Origin of the sequence: Streptomyces sp. DSM 110735 (genome assembly GCF_016482685.1) — a bacterium.
Classification (GTDB): domain Bacteria; phylum Actinomycetota; class Actinomycetes; order Streptomycetales; family Streptomycetaceae; genus Streptomyces.
Genome location: NZ_JACYHF010000019.1, coordinates 1 through 15,679 on the forward strand (window position 1 = coordinate 1; position 15,679 = coordinate 15,679).

At 71.6% G+C, this 15,679-nt stretch carries 12 protein-coding genes; 6 read left to right on the forward strand and 6 right to left on the reverse strand.

Annotated elements, in window-relative coordinates; all coding sequences use genetic code 11:
- From IF655_RS24460 to glgB, 3 genes are all read left to right on the forward strand, one after another.
- Nucleotides 1–498, forward strand: a 498-nt coding sequence (locus tag IF655_RS24460) for an alpha-glucosidase C-terminal domain-containing protein (RefSeq protein ID WP_199587266.1), incomplete at its 5' end; no start/stop codon positions are given.
- A 95-nt stretch (nt 499–593) separates the two neighbouring features.
- Nucleotides 594–2,012, forward strand: a complete 1,419-nt coding sequence (locus IF655_RS24465; protein WP_199587267.1) for a phosphotransferase — start codon at nt 594–596, stop codon at nt 2,010–2,012.
- A gap of 42 nt (nt 2,013–2,054) precedes the next feature.
- On the forward strand, nt 2,055–4,499 hold the full coding sequence (glgB, locus tag IF655_RS24470; RefSeq protein ID WP_199587268.1) for a 1,4-alpha-glucan branching enzyme: 2,445 nt from the start codon (nt 2,055–2,057) through the stop codon (nt 4,497–4,499).
- A 46-nt stretch (nt 4,500–4,545) separates the two neighbouring features.
- On the opposite strand, the gene IF655_RS24475 is transcribed toward glgB, so the two are convergent.
- From IF655_RS24475 to IF655_RS24485, 3 genes are all read right to left on the reverse strand, one after another.
- A complete protein-coding gene (locus IF655_RS24475; protein ID WP_199587269.1) occupies nt 4,546–6,828 on the reverse strand; it encodes a UvrD-helicase domain-containing protein in 2,283 nt (760 codons plus the stop codon).
- A gap of 128 nt (nt 6,829–6,956) precedes the next feature.
- Complete coding sequence (locus IF655_RS24480) at nt 6,957–7,289, reverse strand: co-chaperone YbbN (RefSeq protein WP_206776378.1); 333 nt, start codon at nt 7,287–7,289, stop codon at nt 6,957–6,959.
- Nucleotides 7,286–7,711 carry a MerR family transcriptional regulator gene (locus IF655_RS24485; protein ID WP_199587270.1) on the reverse strand — a complete coding sequence of 142 codons (426 nt, stop codon included), beginning with the start codon at nt 7,709–7,711 and terminating at the stop codon, nt 7,286–7,288. The genes IF655_RS24480 and IF655_RS24485 overlap by 4 nt, the downstream gene beginning before the upstream one ends.
- A gap of 168 nt (nt 7,712–7,879) precedes the next feature.
- Between IF655_RS24485 and IF655_RS24490 the strand changes: the two genes are divergently transcribed.
- Nucleotides 7,880–8,287 carry a hypothetical protein gene (locus tag IF655_RS24490; RefSeq protein WP_199587271.1) on the forward strand — a complete coding sequence of 136 codons (408 nt, stop codon included), beginning with the start codon at nt 7,880–7,882 and terminating at the stop codon, nt 8,285–8,287.
- Nucleotides 8,284–10,422, forward strand: coding sequence for a tetratricopeptide repeat protein (locus IF655_RS24495; protein WP_199587272.1), 2,139 nt, complete (start codon nt 8,284–8,286; stop codon nt 10,420–10,422). Before IF655_RS24490 ends, IF655_RS24495 begins: the two co-directional genes overlap by 4 nt.
- Before the next feature lie 18 nt (nt 10,423–10,440).
- Here the strand turns inward: IF655_RS24495 and IF655_RS24500 are convergent, their stop codons facing one another.
- Complete coding sequence (locus IF655_RS24500) at nt 10,441–11,211, reverse strand: DUF2127 domain-containing protein (protein ID WP_199587273.1); 771 nt, start codon at nt 11,209–11,211, stop codon at nt 10,441–10,443.
- A gap of 103 nt (nt 11,212–11,314) precedes the next feature.
- Nucleotides 11,315–13,135, reverse strand: coding sequence for an MFS transporter (locus IF655_RS24505; protein WP_199587274.1), 1,821 nt, complete (start codon nt 13,133–13,135; stop codon nt 11,315–11,317).
- 147 nt (nt 13,136–13,282) lie between these two features.
- Between IF655_RS24505 and IF655_RS24510 the strand changes: the two genes are divergently transcribed.
- A complete protein-coding gene (locus tag IF655_RS24510) occupies nt 13,283–13,897 on the forward strand; it encodes a TetR/AcrR family transcriptional regulator (RefSeq protein ID WP_199587275.1) in 615 nt (204 codons plus the stop codon).
- 275 nt (nt 13,898–14,172) lie between these two features.
- Here IF655_RS24510 and IF655_RS24515 read toward each other — a convergent pair whose 3' ends face one another.
- On the reverse strand, nt 14,173–15,582 hold the full coding sequence (locus IF655_RS24515; RefSeq protein ID WP_307815040.1) for a cation:dicarboxylate symporter family transporter: 1,410 nt from the start codon (nt 15,580–15,582) through the stop codon (nt 14,173–14,175).
- Nucleotides 15,583–15,679: the final 97 nt, after the last annotated feature.

Below are 15,679 nucleotides of genomic sequence, written 5' to 3' on the forward strand. Positions count from 1 at the left end.
GACAACATCTGGCTCGGCGACCGCGACGCCGTCCGCACCCCCATGCAGTGGACCCCCGACCGCAACGCGGGCTTCTCCTCGTCCGATCCGGGCCGGCTCTATCTGCCCACGATCATGGACCCGGTCTACGGCTACCAGGTCGCCAACGTCGAGGCGTCCATGTCCTCGCCGTCGAGCCTGCTGCACTGGACCCGGCGGATGATCGAGATCCGCAAGCAGAACCCCGCCTTCGGACTCGGCACGTACACGGAGTTGCAGTCCTCCAACCCGGCGGTGCTCGCGTTCCTGCGGGAGTACGAGGACGACCTCGTGGTCTGCGTGCACAACTTCTCGCGGTTCGCGCAGCCCACGGAGCTGGATCTGCGCCGGTTCATCGGGCGGCATCCGGTCGAGCTGTTCGGCGGGGTGCGCTTCCCGGCGGTGGGCGAACTGCCGTATCTGCTCACGCTGGCGGGTCACGGCTTCTACTGGTTCCGGCTCCGCGAGGACGCCGCGTAGTGCGGCCGGAGTGGGGCGGCGGGCGGTTTCCGTCGCCCCACCCGGGGCACGGTTGAGTAACACCCCCGACGATCCGGGGAAAGGACGTGACGCCCATGGCGGAAACGGTCACCCCCTCCGGCACCACCCCGTCCGGCACCACCACCCCCACCGGCACCACCGCTCCGCTCCTCGTCTCGCTCGACCCCCTGCTGCGCGAATGGCTGCCCCGGCAGCGCTGGTTCGCCGGGAAGGGGCGCGCGGTCACCGGGTTCACCCTCGTCGCCGCGACCGAACTGCTGCCTCCCGAGGGCAGGTTGGGGCTGTACCACCTGCTGCTGCGCGTGCATCAGTCCGCCGCGCCCGGCGCCCCGCCGCAGCCCGACGACTGCTACCAGCTCCTGATAGGCGTGCGCGAGGCGCTGCCGCCCCGGCTGGCGCCCGCGCTGATCGGCCATGTCGCCTCCGGACCGCTCGCCGGGCGCACCGTGTACGAGGCACTGCACGACCCCCGGCCCGCCGAAGTGCTTCTGGAAGCCCTGCGCACCCGCGCCCGCGTCGGCGCCCTCGCCTTCGAGCGGGCGGAGGGGCAGGAGATCCGGGACGGTCTGGTGGCCCGGCTGCTGACCTCCGAACAGTCCAACTCCTCGGTGGTGTACGGCGATACGTTCATCCTGAAGCTGCTGCGCCGGGTCACCCCGGGGGTCAACCCCGATCTGGAACTCCCCCTCGCCCTGGCCCGCGAGGGCTGCCCCCGGGTGCCCGCGCCGGTCGCCTGGCTGCACACCGAGCTGGACGCGGAGCCGTACGTCCTGGCCGTCCTCCAGCCGTACGTCAGCGGCGCGGCCGACGGCTGGGAGCTGGCGCTGCGCGAGCTGGCCAAGGGCGAGGACTTCGCCGCCGAGGCGCGGGCGCTCGGTCGAGCCACCGCCGAGGTGCACACCGCGCTCGCCCGCGCGCTGCCCACGGTCACCCTCGGCCAGGCACAGCTCCGGCAGTTGGTGGACGGCATGACCGAGCGGCTGACGGCGGCCGTACGGGCGGTGCCCGCGCTGCGACCGTACGAGCCGGGGCTGCGGTCGGCGTACGCGGCGCTGGCCGACCTGGCCGCCGAGGGCCGTACCTGGACCGCGCAGCGGGTGCACGGCGATCTGCATCTGGGTCAGTGCCTGCGCTCGCCGTCCGGGGCGTGGTCGCTGATCGACTTCGAGGGCGAGCCGTCCCGGCCGCTGACCGAGCGGCGGCTGCCGCAGCCGGTGGTGCGCGATGTCGCCGGGATGCTGCGCTCCTTCGACTACGCCGCCCACTCGGCCACCCCGTCCGCGCCGGACTGGGCGCACACCTGCCGGTCCGCCTACTGCTCCGGCTACGCCGAGGTCGCGGGCCGCGATCCGCGCACCGATCCGGTGCTGCTGCGCGCCTACGAGACCGACAAGGCGGTCTACGAGGTCGTCTACGAGGCACGGCACCGCCCCGAGTGGCTGCCGGTCCCGCTCTCGGCCGTCCGCCGCCTCGCCGCCCCCGACCCGGCTTGACCCCGACCTCCCCCTCACCCGACCCGCCCGGGAGAACCGTCCGTGACGCCCAAGAAGCGAGCCACGTCGAAGAACAAGTCCGCCAAGAACCAGACCGGTGGGGCGGCGAAGTCCGCCACGCCTGCCAAGTCGGCCAAGTCCGCGAAGCCGAAGGCGCTCAAGGCTCCGGAAGCCCCGAAGACACCGGAGGCCGCGGAGGTCGTTCAGAGTCCGGCGATCCCCCAGGCCCGCGCGCCGCAGGACGCCCCCCGGGTGCCCGCCCCGCGCACCGAGACCGCTCCGCCGCCCGCCCCGCCCGCCGTCTCCCCCGCCCTCGACGCGGACGACCGCGCGCGGCTGCTGCTCGGCACCCACCACGACCCGCACGCCGTGCTCGGCGCCCACGCGGTACCCGGCGGTGTCGCCTTCCGGGTCTTCCGCCCGTACGCCGAGGCGGTCACCGTCGCCATCGGGGAGGTCCGGGCGCCGCTGCACGACGACGGCGACGGCTTCTTCTCCGGTCTGCTGCCGCTGACCGACGCGCCGGTCTACCACCTGCTGGTCACCTACGACGGCATCGTGCACGAGACCGAGGACCCCTACCGCTTCTGGCCCACCCTCGGCGACCTGGACCTGCATCTGATCGGGGAGGGGCGCCACGAGGAGCTGTGGAAGGCGCTCGGCGCGCGGGTCATGACCCATCAGGGCGTGACCGGCACCCGCTTCTCGGTGTGGGCGCCGAACGCGCGGGGTGTGCGGGTCGCGGGCGGCTTCGACTACTGGGACGCGACGGGGTATCCGATGCGCTCGCTGGGCTCCAGCGGGGTGTGGGAGCTGTTCGTGCCCGGGGTCGGGGAGGGCGAGCTGTACAAGTTCGAGATCACCCGCCCCGACGGTTCGCACACCCTGCGCGCCGACCCGATGGCCCGGCGCACCGAGGTCCCGCCCGCGACCTCCTCGGTGGTGGAGGTCTCCCACCACGAGTGGGACGACGCGGAGTGGATGGCGCGGCGCGGTGAACAGGCGGTGCACGAGGCGCCGTTCTCGGTGTACGAGGTCCATCTGCCGTCCTGGCGCCCGGGGTTGACCTATCGGCAACTGGCGGACCAGCTCACCGCGTACGTCAAGGATCTCGGCTTCACCCATGTGGAGCTGATGCCGGTCGCGGAGCATCCCTTCGGCGGTTCCTGGGGCTATCAGGTCACCGGTTTCTACGCCCCGACGGCGCGTCTGGGCACCCCGGACGACTTCAAGTACCTGGTGGACACGCTCCATCGGGCGGGCATCGGGGTGCTGATGGACTGGGTGCCCGCGCACTTCCCCCGCGACGAATGGGCGCTGGCGGAGTTCGACGGACGCGCGCTGTACGAGCACCACGATCCGCTGCGGGCGGCCCATCCCGACTGGGGGACGCTTGAGTTCGACTTCGGGCGCCGTGAGGTGCGCAACTTCCTCGTGGCGAACGCGGTGTACTGGTGCGAGGAGTTCCACATCGACGGGCTGCGCGTGGACGCGGTCGCCTCGATGCTCTACCTCGACTATTCGCGCGAGCCCGGTCAGTGGACGCCGAACGAGCGCGGCGGGCGGGAGAACCTGGACGCGGTGGCGTTCCTCCAGGAGATGAACGCCACGGTCTACCGGCGCTGCCCGGGCGTGGTGACCATCGCCGAGGAGTCCACCGCCTGGGACGGCGTCACGCGCCCCACCCATCACCGGGGTCCGAGCGGCTTCGGCGGTCTGGGGTTCGGGCTGAAGTGGAACATGGGCTGGATGCACGACTCGCTGGAGTACATGAGCCACGACCCCGTGCACCGCAAGTACCACCACCACGAGATGACGTTCTCGATGGTGTACGCGTACAGCGAGAACTACGTCCTGCCGATCTCCCACGACGAAGTGGTCCACGGCAAGCGGTCGTTGGTGTCGAAGATGCCGGGCGACTGGTGGCAGCAGCGCGCCGGTCTGCGCGCCTACCTCGCCTTCATGTGGGCTCATCCCGGCAAGCAATTGCTCTTCATGGGGCAGGAGTTCGCCCAGGGCGCGGAGTGGTCCGAGGCGCACGGTCCCGACTGGTGGCTGCTCGACCCGTCGTACGGCGCCGCCCCCGACCACCGGGGCGTACGCGACCTGGTGCGCGACCTCAACACCCAGTACCGCGCCACCCCGGCTCTGTGGCAGCGGGACACCGATCCCTCGGGCTTCGCCTGGGTCGTGGGCGACGCCGCCGACGACAACATCCTCGCCTTCCTGCGCCGCGACGCCGACGGCACCCCTCTCCTCGCGGTCTCCCACTTCGCCCCGGTGGTCCGCCACGACTACCGCCTCGGCGTCCCCGACGACATCCCCGCCTGGCACGAGACCCTCAACACCGACAGCGCCCCCTACGGCGGCAGCGACGTCACCAACCCGGACGTGATCAAACCGGAGCCCCAGCCGTGGCACGGGTATCCGGCGAGCGTACGGCTGACGCTGCCGCCGCTCTCGACGGTGTGGCTGCGCCCGGCGTGAGCCGAGTGGGCCGGTCCGGGAGCCGAGCGCTCCCGGACCGGGGCCGTCACACCGCGGCCGGAGCCAGCCCCACGGGCAGCTTCTCGCTGTGCAGGATGCCCAGGTGCTGGGTCGCGCGGGTCAGGGCGACGTAGAGGTCGCTCGTGCCGTAGTCGCCGGGTTCCACCACCAGGACGGAGTCGAATTCGAGACCCTTGGCCTGGCGGGGGTCCAGGAGGACGACCCGCCGGGTCAGGTCGGGTTCGGCTCCGGGGGTGACGCCGTCGAGGCGGGCGGCGAGGGCGGGGTGCAGGGCGCGGGGGGCGATGACAGCCAACCGCCCCTCTTCCGGGGTGAGTTCGGTGACCGCCTCCGCGACCGCGCCGGGCAGGTCGTCGCCCGCGTCGCGCACCCAGGGCCGTACGCCGGTCGAGCGGACGGAGGCGGGCGGTTCGAAGTCCGGGTCGGTGGCGCGGACCACGCCCGCGGCGAGGTCCATGATCTCGGACGGGGTGCGGTAGTTGACCCCGAGGCGGGTGTGCTCCCAGCGGTCCTCGACGTAGGGCGCGAGGATGTCCGACCAGGAGCCGACGCCCGCCGCCTCGGCGGTCTGCGCGGGGTCTCCGACCAGCGTCATGGAGCGGGTCGGGCTGCGGCGCATCAGCAACCGCCAGGCCATCGGGGAGAGTTCCTGCGCCTCGTCCACGATGATGTGCCCGAACGCCCAGGTGCGGTCGGCGGCGGCACGCTCGGCGGCGCTGCGGTGGTCGGACTCCTCGTGGCGCTCCGCGAAGCGCTCGGCGTCGATGATGTCGTGCGCCGAGAGCACCTCGGAGGCGTCGGCGTCCTGCTCCTCCTTGTCGTCGAACTCGTAGGTGCGCGAGGCGTACGACACGTCCAGGACGCCCTGGGCGAAGGCGATCTGGGTCTCCCGCTCGCGTTCCGCGCGGGCGCGGGCCATCCGGTCGTCCTCACCGAGGAGTTCGGCTGCCTCGTCCAGCAACGGCACGTCCGCGACGGTCCATTCGCGGGTCTCCGGGCGGCGGATCGCGTCGGCGTCCGCCGCCGGGAGGTACCCGTCAGGCTCCGCGAGGAAGTCCGCGATCAGCCGGCGCGGGGTCACGCGTGGCCACAACTGGTCGATGGCAGCCCAGACTTCGGGGTTCTCCGCGAGTTCGTCGCGGATCTGGGTGATGTCGGAGGGGTCGAGCAGGCTGGTGCCGTCGTAGGGGTCGGTGCCCACGCGCTCGGCGTACAGCTCGGTGAGCGCGTTGAGGACGTGCCCCTCGAAGTGCTCGCGGGCCACGTTGTGCGGCAGCCCGGTGGCGCGGGTGCGCTCGCGGGCGACGCTCACCAGACCCTGGTCGAGCATGAGGATCTCCCGGTCGTGCTCGACGGCGATCACCGGGTCGGGCAGCGCCTGCCGGTCGCGTACGACGGCGGCGATCACGTCGGCCATCTCCGCACGCCCCTTCACGGCAGCCGCCTCGGGCGTGTCCGTGGCGGTCGCCTTCACCCCGGGGAACAGCTCGCCGACGGTGGCGAGGAGCACCCCGGTCTCACCGAGCGAGGGCAGCACCTCGCCGATGTAGCCGAGGAACGCCGGGTTGGGTCCGACGATCAGCACGGCGCGGCGGGCGAGCAGTTCGCGGTGCTCGTAGAGGAGGTAGGCGGCGCGGTGCAGCGCGACCGCGGTCTTGCCGGTGCCGGGACCGCCCTCGACCACGAGCACGCCCCGGTGCGGAGCCCGGATGATCTCGTCCTGCTCGGCCTGGATGGTGCGCACGATGTCGCCCATGCGTCCGGTGCGCGCCGAGTTCAGCGCGGCGAGCAGCACGGCGTCCCCGGTGGGGTCCTCGTGTCCGGTGCGCTCCTGGTCCCCGAGGTCGAGGATCTCGTCGTGCAGGGAGGTGACGCTGCGGCCCTCGGTGGTGATGTGCCGACGGCGGCGCAGACCCATCGGGGTGTGCCCGGTGGCGAGGTAGAAGGGGCGGGCGACGTCGGCGCGCCAGTCGATGAGAATCGGGGTGCGCTCGGTGTCCTCCTCGCGCAGTCCGATGCGGCCGATGTGGTGGGTGGTGCCGTCGGACATGTCGATCCGGCCGAAGCAGAGGGAGCCGTCGACGGAATTCAGCGCGGCGAGCAGCCCGGAGCGCTCGGCCACCAGGATGTCCCGCTCCAGCCGCGCCTGCTGGGGCTTGTCGCCCTGCGCGAGGGCGTCCTCGACCGAGGTCTCGGCCTCGCCGCGGAGCACGTCCACGCGCTCGTACAGTCCGTCGATGAATTCCTGCTCGTGCCGCAATTCATCGTCCGGAAATTCTGTGTTTGACAATTCCACTCCCGCCCGCATATACTGTGCTCACTGAACTTCTCCGCGATCTCCTTTTCGGAAGTCGCGAATCAATGAATATACCTAAGGAAATCCCCCGAGCGCAATTGCTCGGGGGATTTCCTTGTGTCGGCGGGACCGTCGGGCGGCTACAGCACGTCGGCCAGCTCCTCCAGCAGCCGCCGCTTGGAGCGTGCTCCCACCATCGACTTCACCGGCTCACCGGCGCGGTAGACGACCAGCGTCGGCGCGGAGAGCACGCCGTGCGCCAGCGCCGTCGCCGGATTGCGGTCCACGTCCACCTGGACGACCTTGAGCCGGTCGCCCTCGCTGACGGCTAGGTCCTTCAGCACCGGCGCCATCTGACGGCACGGTCCGCACCAGTCGGCGGTGAACTCCACAAGGACCGGCAGCTCGGAGCCGATCACCTCCGCCGCGAAATCCGCGTCCGTCACCTCGTCCACTCCGCTCGCCACGCTCATCGCGGTCCTCCCAGCTCGCACGAAGGCTCCGGACCCCCCGGAACCAGCGATTCGGCGACCAGCTCCGCGCGCGCCTCCTCGGCCCGCCGCAACTGCCCCGCGACCGTCTCCCGCACCGCCGCGAGCTGCCCGATCAGCTCGTCCAGCTCGCCCAGCTTGCGCCGGTAGACCACGCGCGAGGCGGGACACGCGTCGCCCTCGGGATGCCCGGCCCGCAGACACTCCACGAACGGCCGCGTCTCCTCCAGCTCGAACCCGAAGTCCCTCAGCGTCCGGATCTGCCGCAACACCCGCAGATCCCCCTCGTCGTACTCCCGATGCCCCTGCGCGTCCCGCCGCGCGGGCAGCAACCCCCGCGCCTCGTAGTACCGCAACGCCCGTGCCGTCGTCCCGGCCCGCGCGGCCAGCTCGCCGATTCGCATGTCAGGGACGGTAGGGGGTGACGCGGGGGTCAAGGCAACCGGCCGGTGTCACCGGGCCGGAACGTGATGCGCGGGCGGGCGTCGGAACGACGCCGAACAGGGGTGCCCGTCTGAGCCGACTGGGTAGTCTGGCAACGCAGGTTGAGTCTGTTACGAGGGGGCGGATTCGTGGACCCGGAGCTGGCCGCGCTGGCGGCGACCGCAGGAACGACCCTGGTGTCGTCCTTGACGACCGAGGTGTGGCAGCGAGCCAGGGACGGCATCGCCTCATGGTGGCGGCGCAGTCAGCCGGAGCGGGCCGATGCCGTCACCACGGAACTCGACGCGACCCGCGACGACCTGCTCGCCGCGCGGGCCGACGGCGACACGGGCACGCCGGCCGAGCTGGGCGCGGAGTGGCAGGGCCGGATCCGGCGGCTGCTCGTGGCGCATCCCGAGGCCGCCGACGACCTGCGGACTCTCCTCGCGGAACTGGCCCCGTCGGTGCCCGTCCCGTCGGTGACGCAGCACGCCACCGCCTCCGGGCACGCACGGGTCTACCAGGCGGGCCGAGACCAGCACATCACCGAGCGGTGACCGGCCACAACGACGCCCGGGCCGACGGCCGGGGCCGCGTCTACCAGGCTTCCGGTGACCAGCACATCACCGAACACCACCACCACGGACCCGACTGGAGCGGCCCGGACTCGGTTCGCCGCCCGGCGGTCGGCCGTGCCCCGGTGGTGCTCCGTGACCGAGCCGCGGAGATGGACCGCCTGCGCGCGGCCGTCGAACCCGGCATCGGCAATGGTGTCTACGTCCTGCACGGCCTCGGCGGCTGCGGAAAGACCGCCGTCGCCTACACGCTCTTCGACCACGCCACCCGTCACACCGGCCGGATCGGCCTGTGGGTCAACGCCTCCGACCCCGCCTCCCTGCGCGCCGGGATGCTCGCGGTCGCCGCCGACCGCGGTGCCACCGACGGCGAACTGATGGGCGCGCGCAGTGGATTACGCCCCGCGGCGGACCTCGTCTGGCAGCACCTCGACCATTCCGACCAGCCCTGGCTGCTCGTCCTCGACAACGCCGACGACCCGGCGATCCTCCGCGAGGGCGGCTGGCTGCGCACCAGCCCGGCCGGGATCGTCATCGTCACCAGCAGACAGGCGGCGCCCCACTGGTGGCCCGGTGCCGAACTCCTCCAGTTCGGCGTACTCCCCCGCGACGAAGCCGCCCTGGTACTGCGCGATCTCGCACCGGACGCCGGGACGGTCGAGGACGCGGCGGAGATCGCCGACCGTCTCGGTCGGCTGCCCCTCGCGCTCACGCTCGCCGGTGGCTTCCTGGCCCACCAGGTGATCGACCCCTGGACCATGACCGACTACGGCCGACGGCTCGACGGTGGGGACGGGCTCGATCCCATCGAGTTGATCGACCAAGGCGCCCTGGACGGCAGCGACTCCCGGCACCTGCTCAGCCGCACCTGGCAGCTCTCCCTCGACGCCCTTACCGCCCAGGGGCTGCCCGAAGCCGGGAGCCTGCTGCGACTGCTCACCTGCTGGGCGGGCGACCCACTGCCCCTCTCACTGCTCTCCGGCGCCACGTTCGGCTCGGCCCTCCCGGCGTTCCGTGTCGAGTCGGCCCTGCGCGGACTGCTCGACCAGTCCCTCACCGAGCTGGTGCCCGGCGGGGTGCGCTGTCTGCGCACCCACGGTGTGCTGCTCGACAGCGTGGCCCGGACCACCCCCTCCGACCAGTACGAACAGCTCGCCGCGGCAGCCGCCCGGCAGCTCAGGGCCGCGCTGCCGGAGAACCCGGAACGCGCGACGCACGACCCGCGCAGTCACCTGCTCGCCCCGCATGTACTGGCGCTGCTGCGGAGGGTCGTGGTCTGGCCGGTCGACCAGTCAGTCGTGGAGGAGGCCACCGAGTGCTCGTTGCGGCTCGTGATCGCGCTTCACCGTGACGGCGACTACTCCTCGGCGCTTTCCCTCGCCAACAGAGCCGTCGAACTCGCCGAGCGGCGTCTGTCCGGCGACCACCGGCTGGTCATCAGGCTGCGCCAACGTGCCGGTCGGGCGGTGTACCGGCTCGGTCGATTCGAGGAAGCCGAGGTCCTGCACCGCCGCATACTCGAAGCGTGCGAACGCGCCTTCGGCCCCTCGGACTTGGACACCCTGGAGAGCTGTGTGGGGCTGTCGCGGTCGCTGTGGCAACTCGGGCGCGAACCGGAGGCGATGCGGCTGATCCGGCGGATCATCGCGGGCAGGACCGAGACGCTGGGAGCCGTCCACCCCTCGACCCTCCTCGCACGAGCCTCGCTCCTGGAAGTGGCTCCGGGACCGGAGCTGGACGAGGAAGTCGCCCTGGGGCACGCCCTCGTGGCGGACTGCCACCGCACCTTCGGGGGGCGGCATCCGATCACGTTGATTGCCGAACTCGACCAGGCGGACCTCCTCCGTCGCGCGGGGCGCACCGCCGAGGCGCTTCCCGGCGCCCGCAGAGCCCATGCGGCACACGAGCAGCGCTACGGACCCGAGTACCCGATCACCTTGGCCGCCCGGTCCCTGCTGAGTACCGTCCTGGCCGAACTCGGCCGGTATGACGAGGCGATCGAAGAGGTCGAGGCGGTGGCGGAGGCGCGGGCCCGCGTACTGGGGGCGTCCCATCCCTGGACGTTGGCGTCCCAGGAGAGGCTGGCCGAGTACCGGCGCGCGCACGGACAGCCGTAGTCCGGGACTGCCGGGAGGTCACCCCTGGTGTCCCACCCCCGCCGACTCCTCCACCTCCAGCAGCGAAGCGCTGCGGCGTTCCTCGTCGAACTTTTTCCGGCCGCCCCGGAGGCCGAACAGCCGCTTGGTCAGGGCGATGTAGAGGACGGCGAGGATGTTGAGGGTGAGGGTGGCGATCTTGACCCAACTGATGTGCTCGGTGAGTTCGTAGATCTCCAGGGGGAGGAAGGCGGCGGTGGCGACGACGGTGAGGTACTCCGCCCAGCGCTTGGCGTACCAGAGCCCGACCGCTTCGATCAGTTCGATCAGGGCGTAGGCGAGGAGGACGCCCGCCACCACCAGGAGGGTCGAGTGGTGGTAGCCGAACGCCTTCTGGATGGAGCCGACGACCGGGGAGTGGTCCAGGTCGTAGTGGAAGTGGCGGAAGACCGGGCGGAAGACGTCGAGGTACTCGTCGAACAGGCGGCGCACCGCGTCCTGGCTGTTGCTGAACTTCCAGACCGCGACCGCCACCAGCACGATGAACACCCCGCGCAGCGCCCGTTCCACGGCGAGGAAACGCAGGACGAACAGGTCCCGCAGCACCTTTCCGCGCGGGACCAGCGGAGCCTCCGACGCCGGACCGGAACCGTGCGGCTCGCCCGGGGTGAAGTCGCCGCAGCGCAGGCAGCGCCAGATGTCGCCCAGCTCGGTGCGGGCGTGGAGGCGTATGCGGAGTCTGGGGTCGTCCGGCGCGTAGGTCACATGGCCCTTGCGGGCGCAGGTCCGCCGGTTCCAGTCGATCTTCATCCCCCGTGCCTCCGTATGACGTGCCGTGCCGTGCCGGTCCCGCGGATTCGCGGTTCCGGCACGGCACGTTAGTGGATCGTGGCGTGTCAGTCGGTCGGGGCGGTCACTTGGCCGCGGTTTCTGCCGGTTCGGCGTCCGGGTCGGGGGCGGATTCGGGTGCCGGTTCCGGTGCGGACTTCGGTGCCGGTGCCGGTTCCGGTGCGGGCTTCGGCTCCGCCGCTACGGCATCCTTCGCGTCGTCGGCAGCCTCGGCAGACTCACCAACGCCAGCAGCCTCAACAACCTCAGCCGTCTCGACCGCCCCCGTCTTCTCCCGCCCCGGCAGCAGCACCGTCACCACCACCGTGCCCACCGCCAGGATCACCGCCCCGATCAGGCTCGTGTGCGCCACCGCGTCGGAGAACGACGCGCCGACCGCCTCGGCCATCCGGTGCGCGCCGGAGGCGAGCTGGGTCGCCTGCTGCTTGAGCTGGGCGGCCTGCTGGGGGTCGGTCGCGGCGGCTGCCTTCGCGGCGAGGGCGTGCGCCTTGTCGCCGATGCCCTGCGCGACGGCGTAGCCCGCGCCGACCGAGTCCCGCGCGGTGTCCAGCGCGTTCGCCGGGAGCCCGCTGCCCTTGGTCGAGGACGTGAGGTGGTCGCCGTAGGAGGTGGCGAGGAGGGAGCCGAGGATCGCGATGCCGAGCGAGCCGCCCAGCTCCAGCGAGGTGTCGTTGACCGCGCCGCCCACGCCCAGCTCGGACTCCGGGAAGGAGCCCATGATCGCGTCGGTGCAGGGCGAGAGGGCGAGACCGATGGCGAGACCCAGGACGACGAGGGGCGCCACGAAGTCGCCGTACGTCGAGCCCGCGTCCACACGGGTCAGCAGCGCGAGCGCCACCGTGCCGCCGACCATGCCCGCGCCGACGGTCCAGCGCATCCCGACGCGCGGGGTCAGCCAGCCGGTGAGCGCCGAGCCGACGAAGACCGCTCCGGCCAGCGGCAGCATACGGACGCCGGTCTCCAGCGCGTCGTAGCCGAGGACGAACTGGAGGTGCTGGGTCAGGTAGTAGAACGCGCCGAAGACCGCCAGGAAGAACAGGGCGACGGCGAGGTTGGAGCCCGCGAAGCGGCGGTCGGCGAAGCGGCGTACGTCAAGGACGGGGCGCGGGTGCCGCAGTTCCCAGCCGACGAAGGCGATCAGACCGAGCCCCGCGACGACCGCGGCGGTGACGGCCTTGGCGCCCCAGCCGAAGTGCGGTCCCTCGATGATCATGTAGACGAGCGCGCCGACCCAGACCACGGACAGCAGACCGCCGACGTAGTCGATCCGCTCGCTGTGCCCCGCCTTCGACGGCGGTACGAGGACCAGGGCGGCGACGATCGCCACGGCCGCGATCGGCACGTTGATCAGGAAGGTCGAGGACCAGCCGTGGTCGCGCAGCAGCGCGCCCGCGACGACCGGTCCCGCGGCGATGGCGAGACCCGCCGTCGCGGTCCACAGGGTGATCGCCTTGGCGCGCTCGGCGCGCGGGAAGGTCGCCGTGAGCAGCGAGAGCGTGGCCGGCATGATCAGCGCGGCGCCGAAGCCCATCACGGCACGCGCCGCGATGACGGTGGTGGAGCTGTCGGCGACGTACCCGAAGACCGCGCCCCCGCCGAACACGGTGAGACCGAGGATCAGCGCCCCGCGGCGGCTGTACTTGTCGCCGATCGCGCCGAGCAGCAGCATCAGCGCGGCGTACGGAACGGTGTAGCCGTCGATCACCCACTGGAGGTCGGCGCTGGACAGCCCCAGGTCACGGGTCATGTCGGGCGCGGCGACCGTGAGGGCGGTGTTCGCCATCACGATGATCAGCAGGCTGAGGCACAGCACGAGCAGTGCCCACCAGCGCCGGGGGTAGGGACGCCCCGTCCTCTCGACCGGTTCGTTCATGACGAGTCGCATGACAGGGGTGGCCTTCCTCGGCAGCGTGCGCGACGGGACAACCTGCGCGATACGGACTTGCACAGGGGCGTGCAATTGCACAACCATGTGCAATGTACGTCGTTGCACAACGCTGTGCAAGTCGAGAGGGTGTGCACAATGACTGCCATGACCACGGGTAACCCCAGCCGCGCCGACACCAACCGGCGCCGCATCCTCGACGTCGCGCTCGCCGAACTGCTGCGTGATCCCGAGGCATCGATGGACCAGATCGCGCGCGCTGCGGGCGTCGTACGGCGCACGGTGTACGGGCACTTCCCGAGCCGGGAGGCGCTGATCGGCACGCTCGTGGACGAGGCGGTGCAGGTGCTGACGGACACCGACGCGGGCGCCCGGACGGACGTGACGGACCCGGCGGAGGCGGTCGCCCGTACGGTGCTCACGGTCTGGGAGATCGCCGACCGCTACCGGTTGCTGGTGGCCCTCGCCCAGCGCACGGTCACCGTGCAGGGCATCCGCGACCGGCTCGCACCGCTGCGCGCGGAGAAGGCACGGCTGCTCCAACGCGGGCTGGAGGACGGCACGTTCGTCTCCCCGCTGCCGCCTCCTGCGCTCGCGCTCGTCCACGAGCAGATGCTGTTCGCGGTGATGGAGGCGGTGAACGAGGGCGCGCTCCCGGCCGAGGAGGCGGGGAGCGCGGCGGCGGTGACGATGCTGACGGCGGCGGGGGTGCCGTCGGAGCGGGCGGTGGAGCTGGTGGAGCGGGTGCGGGGGGAGGTGTAGCCCCGCGCTTGCGCTCCCGCACGTGTGAACCCCGCCCTCGCGAACCCTCCCCTGTGAACCCCGCCCTCGCGATCCCTCCCTGTGAACCCCGCGAACTCGACGCCTCGACTGTGAACCCCACGAACTCGACAGCCGGACGCCCGGCCCCGGTTCAGGCGGGTCCGGGCGTCCGGAGTTCACAAGGGGCGCGACTGTTGACCGAGTTCACAGCCGGACGACCCGTGTACTGAAGTCGCGGGACGGCGAACCGTGACATCGGTCAACCGGCGGAGCCGTTACGCCGAAGCCAGCTCCTTCTCCCCGCCCCCACGCTCCTGCGGCTCCCGCGACGCACCGCCGCCGTCGCCGTCACCCTTGCCGTCGCCGTCGTCGAGCAACGTCGTCTCGTCGAAGGGCAGTTCCCCGGAGAGCACCCGCTTGACCCGCTCCGCGTCGATCTCCTTCGTCCACGTGCCGATCAGCACCGTCGCGACCGAGTTGCCCGCGAAGTTGGTCAGCGCCCGCGCCTCGCTCATGAAGCGGTCGATGCCGACGACCAGCCCGATGCCGTCCACCAGCGCGGGCTTGTGCGACTGGAGTCCGCCGGCCAGCGTGGCGAGTCCGGCGCCGCTGACGCCCGCCGCGCCCTTGGAGGCGAGCAGCAGGAAGAGCAGCAGCGGGATCTGCTCGCCCACCGACATGGGCGTACCGAGGGCGTCGGCGATGTAGAGGGACGCCATGGTCATGTAGATCATGGTGCCGTCGAGGTTGAAGGAGTACCCGGTCGGCACGGTGATGCCGACGACCGCCTTGCTGACGCCGAGGTGCTCCAGCTTGGCGATGAGCCGGGGCAGCGCCGACTCCGAGGACGAGGTCGACAGGATCAGCAGGAACTCACGGGCGAGGTACTTCATCAGCAGGAAGATGTTCAGCCCGGAGACGATCCGCAGCAGCGCGCCGAGCACCACGAAGACGAACAGCACGCAGGTGACGTAGAAGCCGAACATCAGCACGGCGAGGCTCTTGAGCGCGTCGAGTCCGGCGGAGCCGACGACCGCCGCGATGGCGCCGAACGCGCCGATCGGCGCGGCCCACATGACCATCGCGAGGATGCGGAAGACCAGCCGCTGGATGTGCTCGATGCCGCGCAGCACCGGCTGCCCGGCGGCGCCCATCGCCTGGAGCGCGAACCCGGCGAGCAGCGCGATCAGCAGGGTCTGGAGGACCTGCCCCTCGGTGAAGGCGGACACGAAGGTGACCGGGATGATCGACAGTACGAAGTCCACCGGGGGCAGCGCGTCGGCGGACACCTGCGCGTGCCCGCTCTGGCGGAGCGCCTCGGTCAGGTGCAGACCCTCGCCCGGGTGCAGGACGTTGCCGACGACCAGGCCGATGGCGAGCGCCACCAGCGACATCACGGTGAAGTAGCCGAGCGCGATGCCGCCGACCGCGCCGACCTTGGCGGCCTTGCGCACCGAGCCGATGCCGAGCACGATCGTGCAGAAGATGATGGGCGAGATCATCATCTTGATGAGGTTCACGAAGCCGGTGCCCAGCGGCTTCAGCTCGACCCCGGCGTCGGGCCAGATGAGGCCCACCGCGATGCCGAGTGCGACCGCCACGATGACGGCGATGTACAGGTAATGGGTGCGGTCCCGCTTCACGGCGGGTGCGGCAGGTGCCGTATCGGGGGTGCTGGCGGCCACGGCTGCCCTCCTTGACGTCTTCGTCGGCACCTTCGGCGTGCGGCTCACGTCCGGGCGGTGCGGGGGATCGCCGTACTATCTCCCGCCATGTGACGGC

Bases quoted from the DNA above. Each gene is read 5' to 3' on its own strand.
- IF655_RS24475 (WP_199587269.1), bottom strand. From the start codon at position 6,828: ATGCGGGCGGGAGTGGAATTGTCAAACACAGAATTTCCGGACGATGAA.
- IF655_RS24510 (WP_199587275.1), top strand. From the start codon at position 13,283: ATGACCACGGGTAACCCCAGCCGCGCCGACACCAACCGGCGCCGCATC.
- IF655_RS24480 (WP_206776378.1), bottom strand. From the start codon at position 7,289: ATGAGCGTGGCGAGCGGAGTGGACGAGGTGACGGACGCGGATTTCGCG.
- IF655_RS24505 (WP_199587274.1), bottom strand. From the start codon at position 13,135: ATGCGACTCGTCATGAACGAACCGGTCGAGAGGACGGGGCGTCCCTAC.
- IF655_RS24485 (WP_199587270.1), bottom strand. From the start codon at position 7,711: ATGCGAATCGGCGAGCTGGCCGCGCGGGCCGGGACGACGGCACGGGCG.
- IF655_RS24500 (WP_199587273.1), bottom strand. From the start codon at position 11,211: ATGAAGATCGACTGGAACCGGCGGACCTGCGCCCGCAAGGGCCATGTG.
- IF655_RS24465 (WP_199587267.1), top strand. From the start codon at position 594: ATGGCGGAAACGGTCACCCCCTCCGGCACCACCCCGTCCGGCACCACC.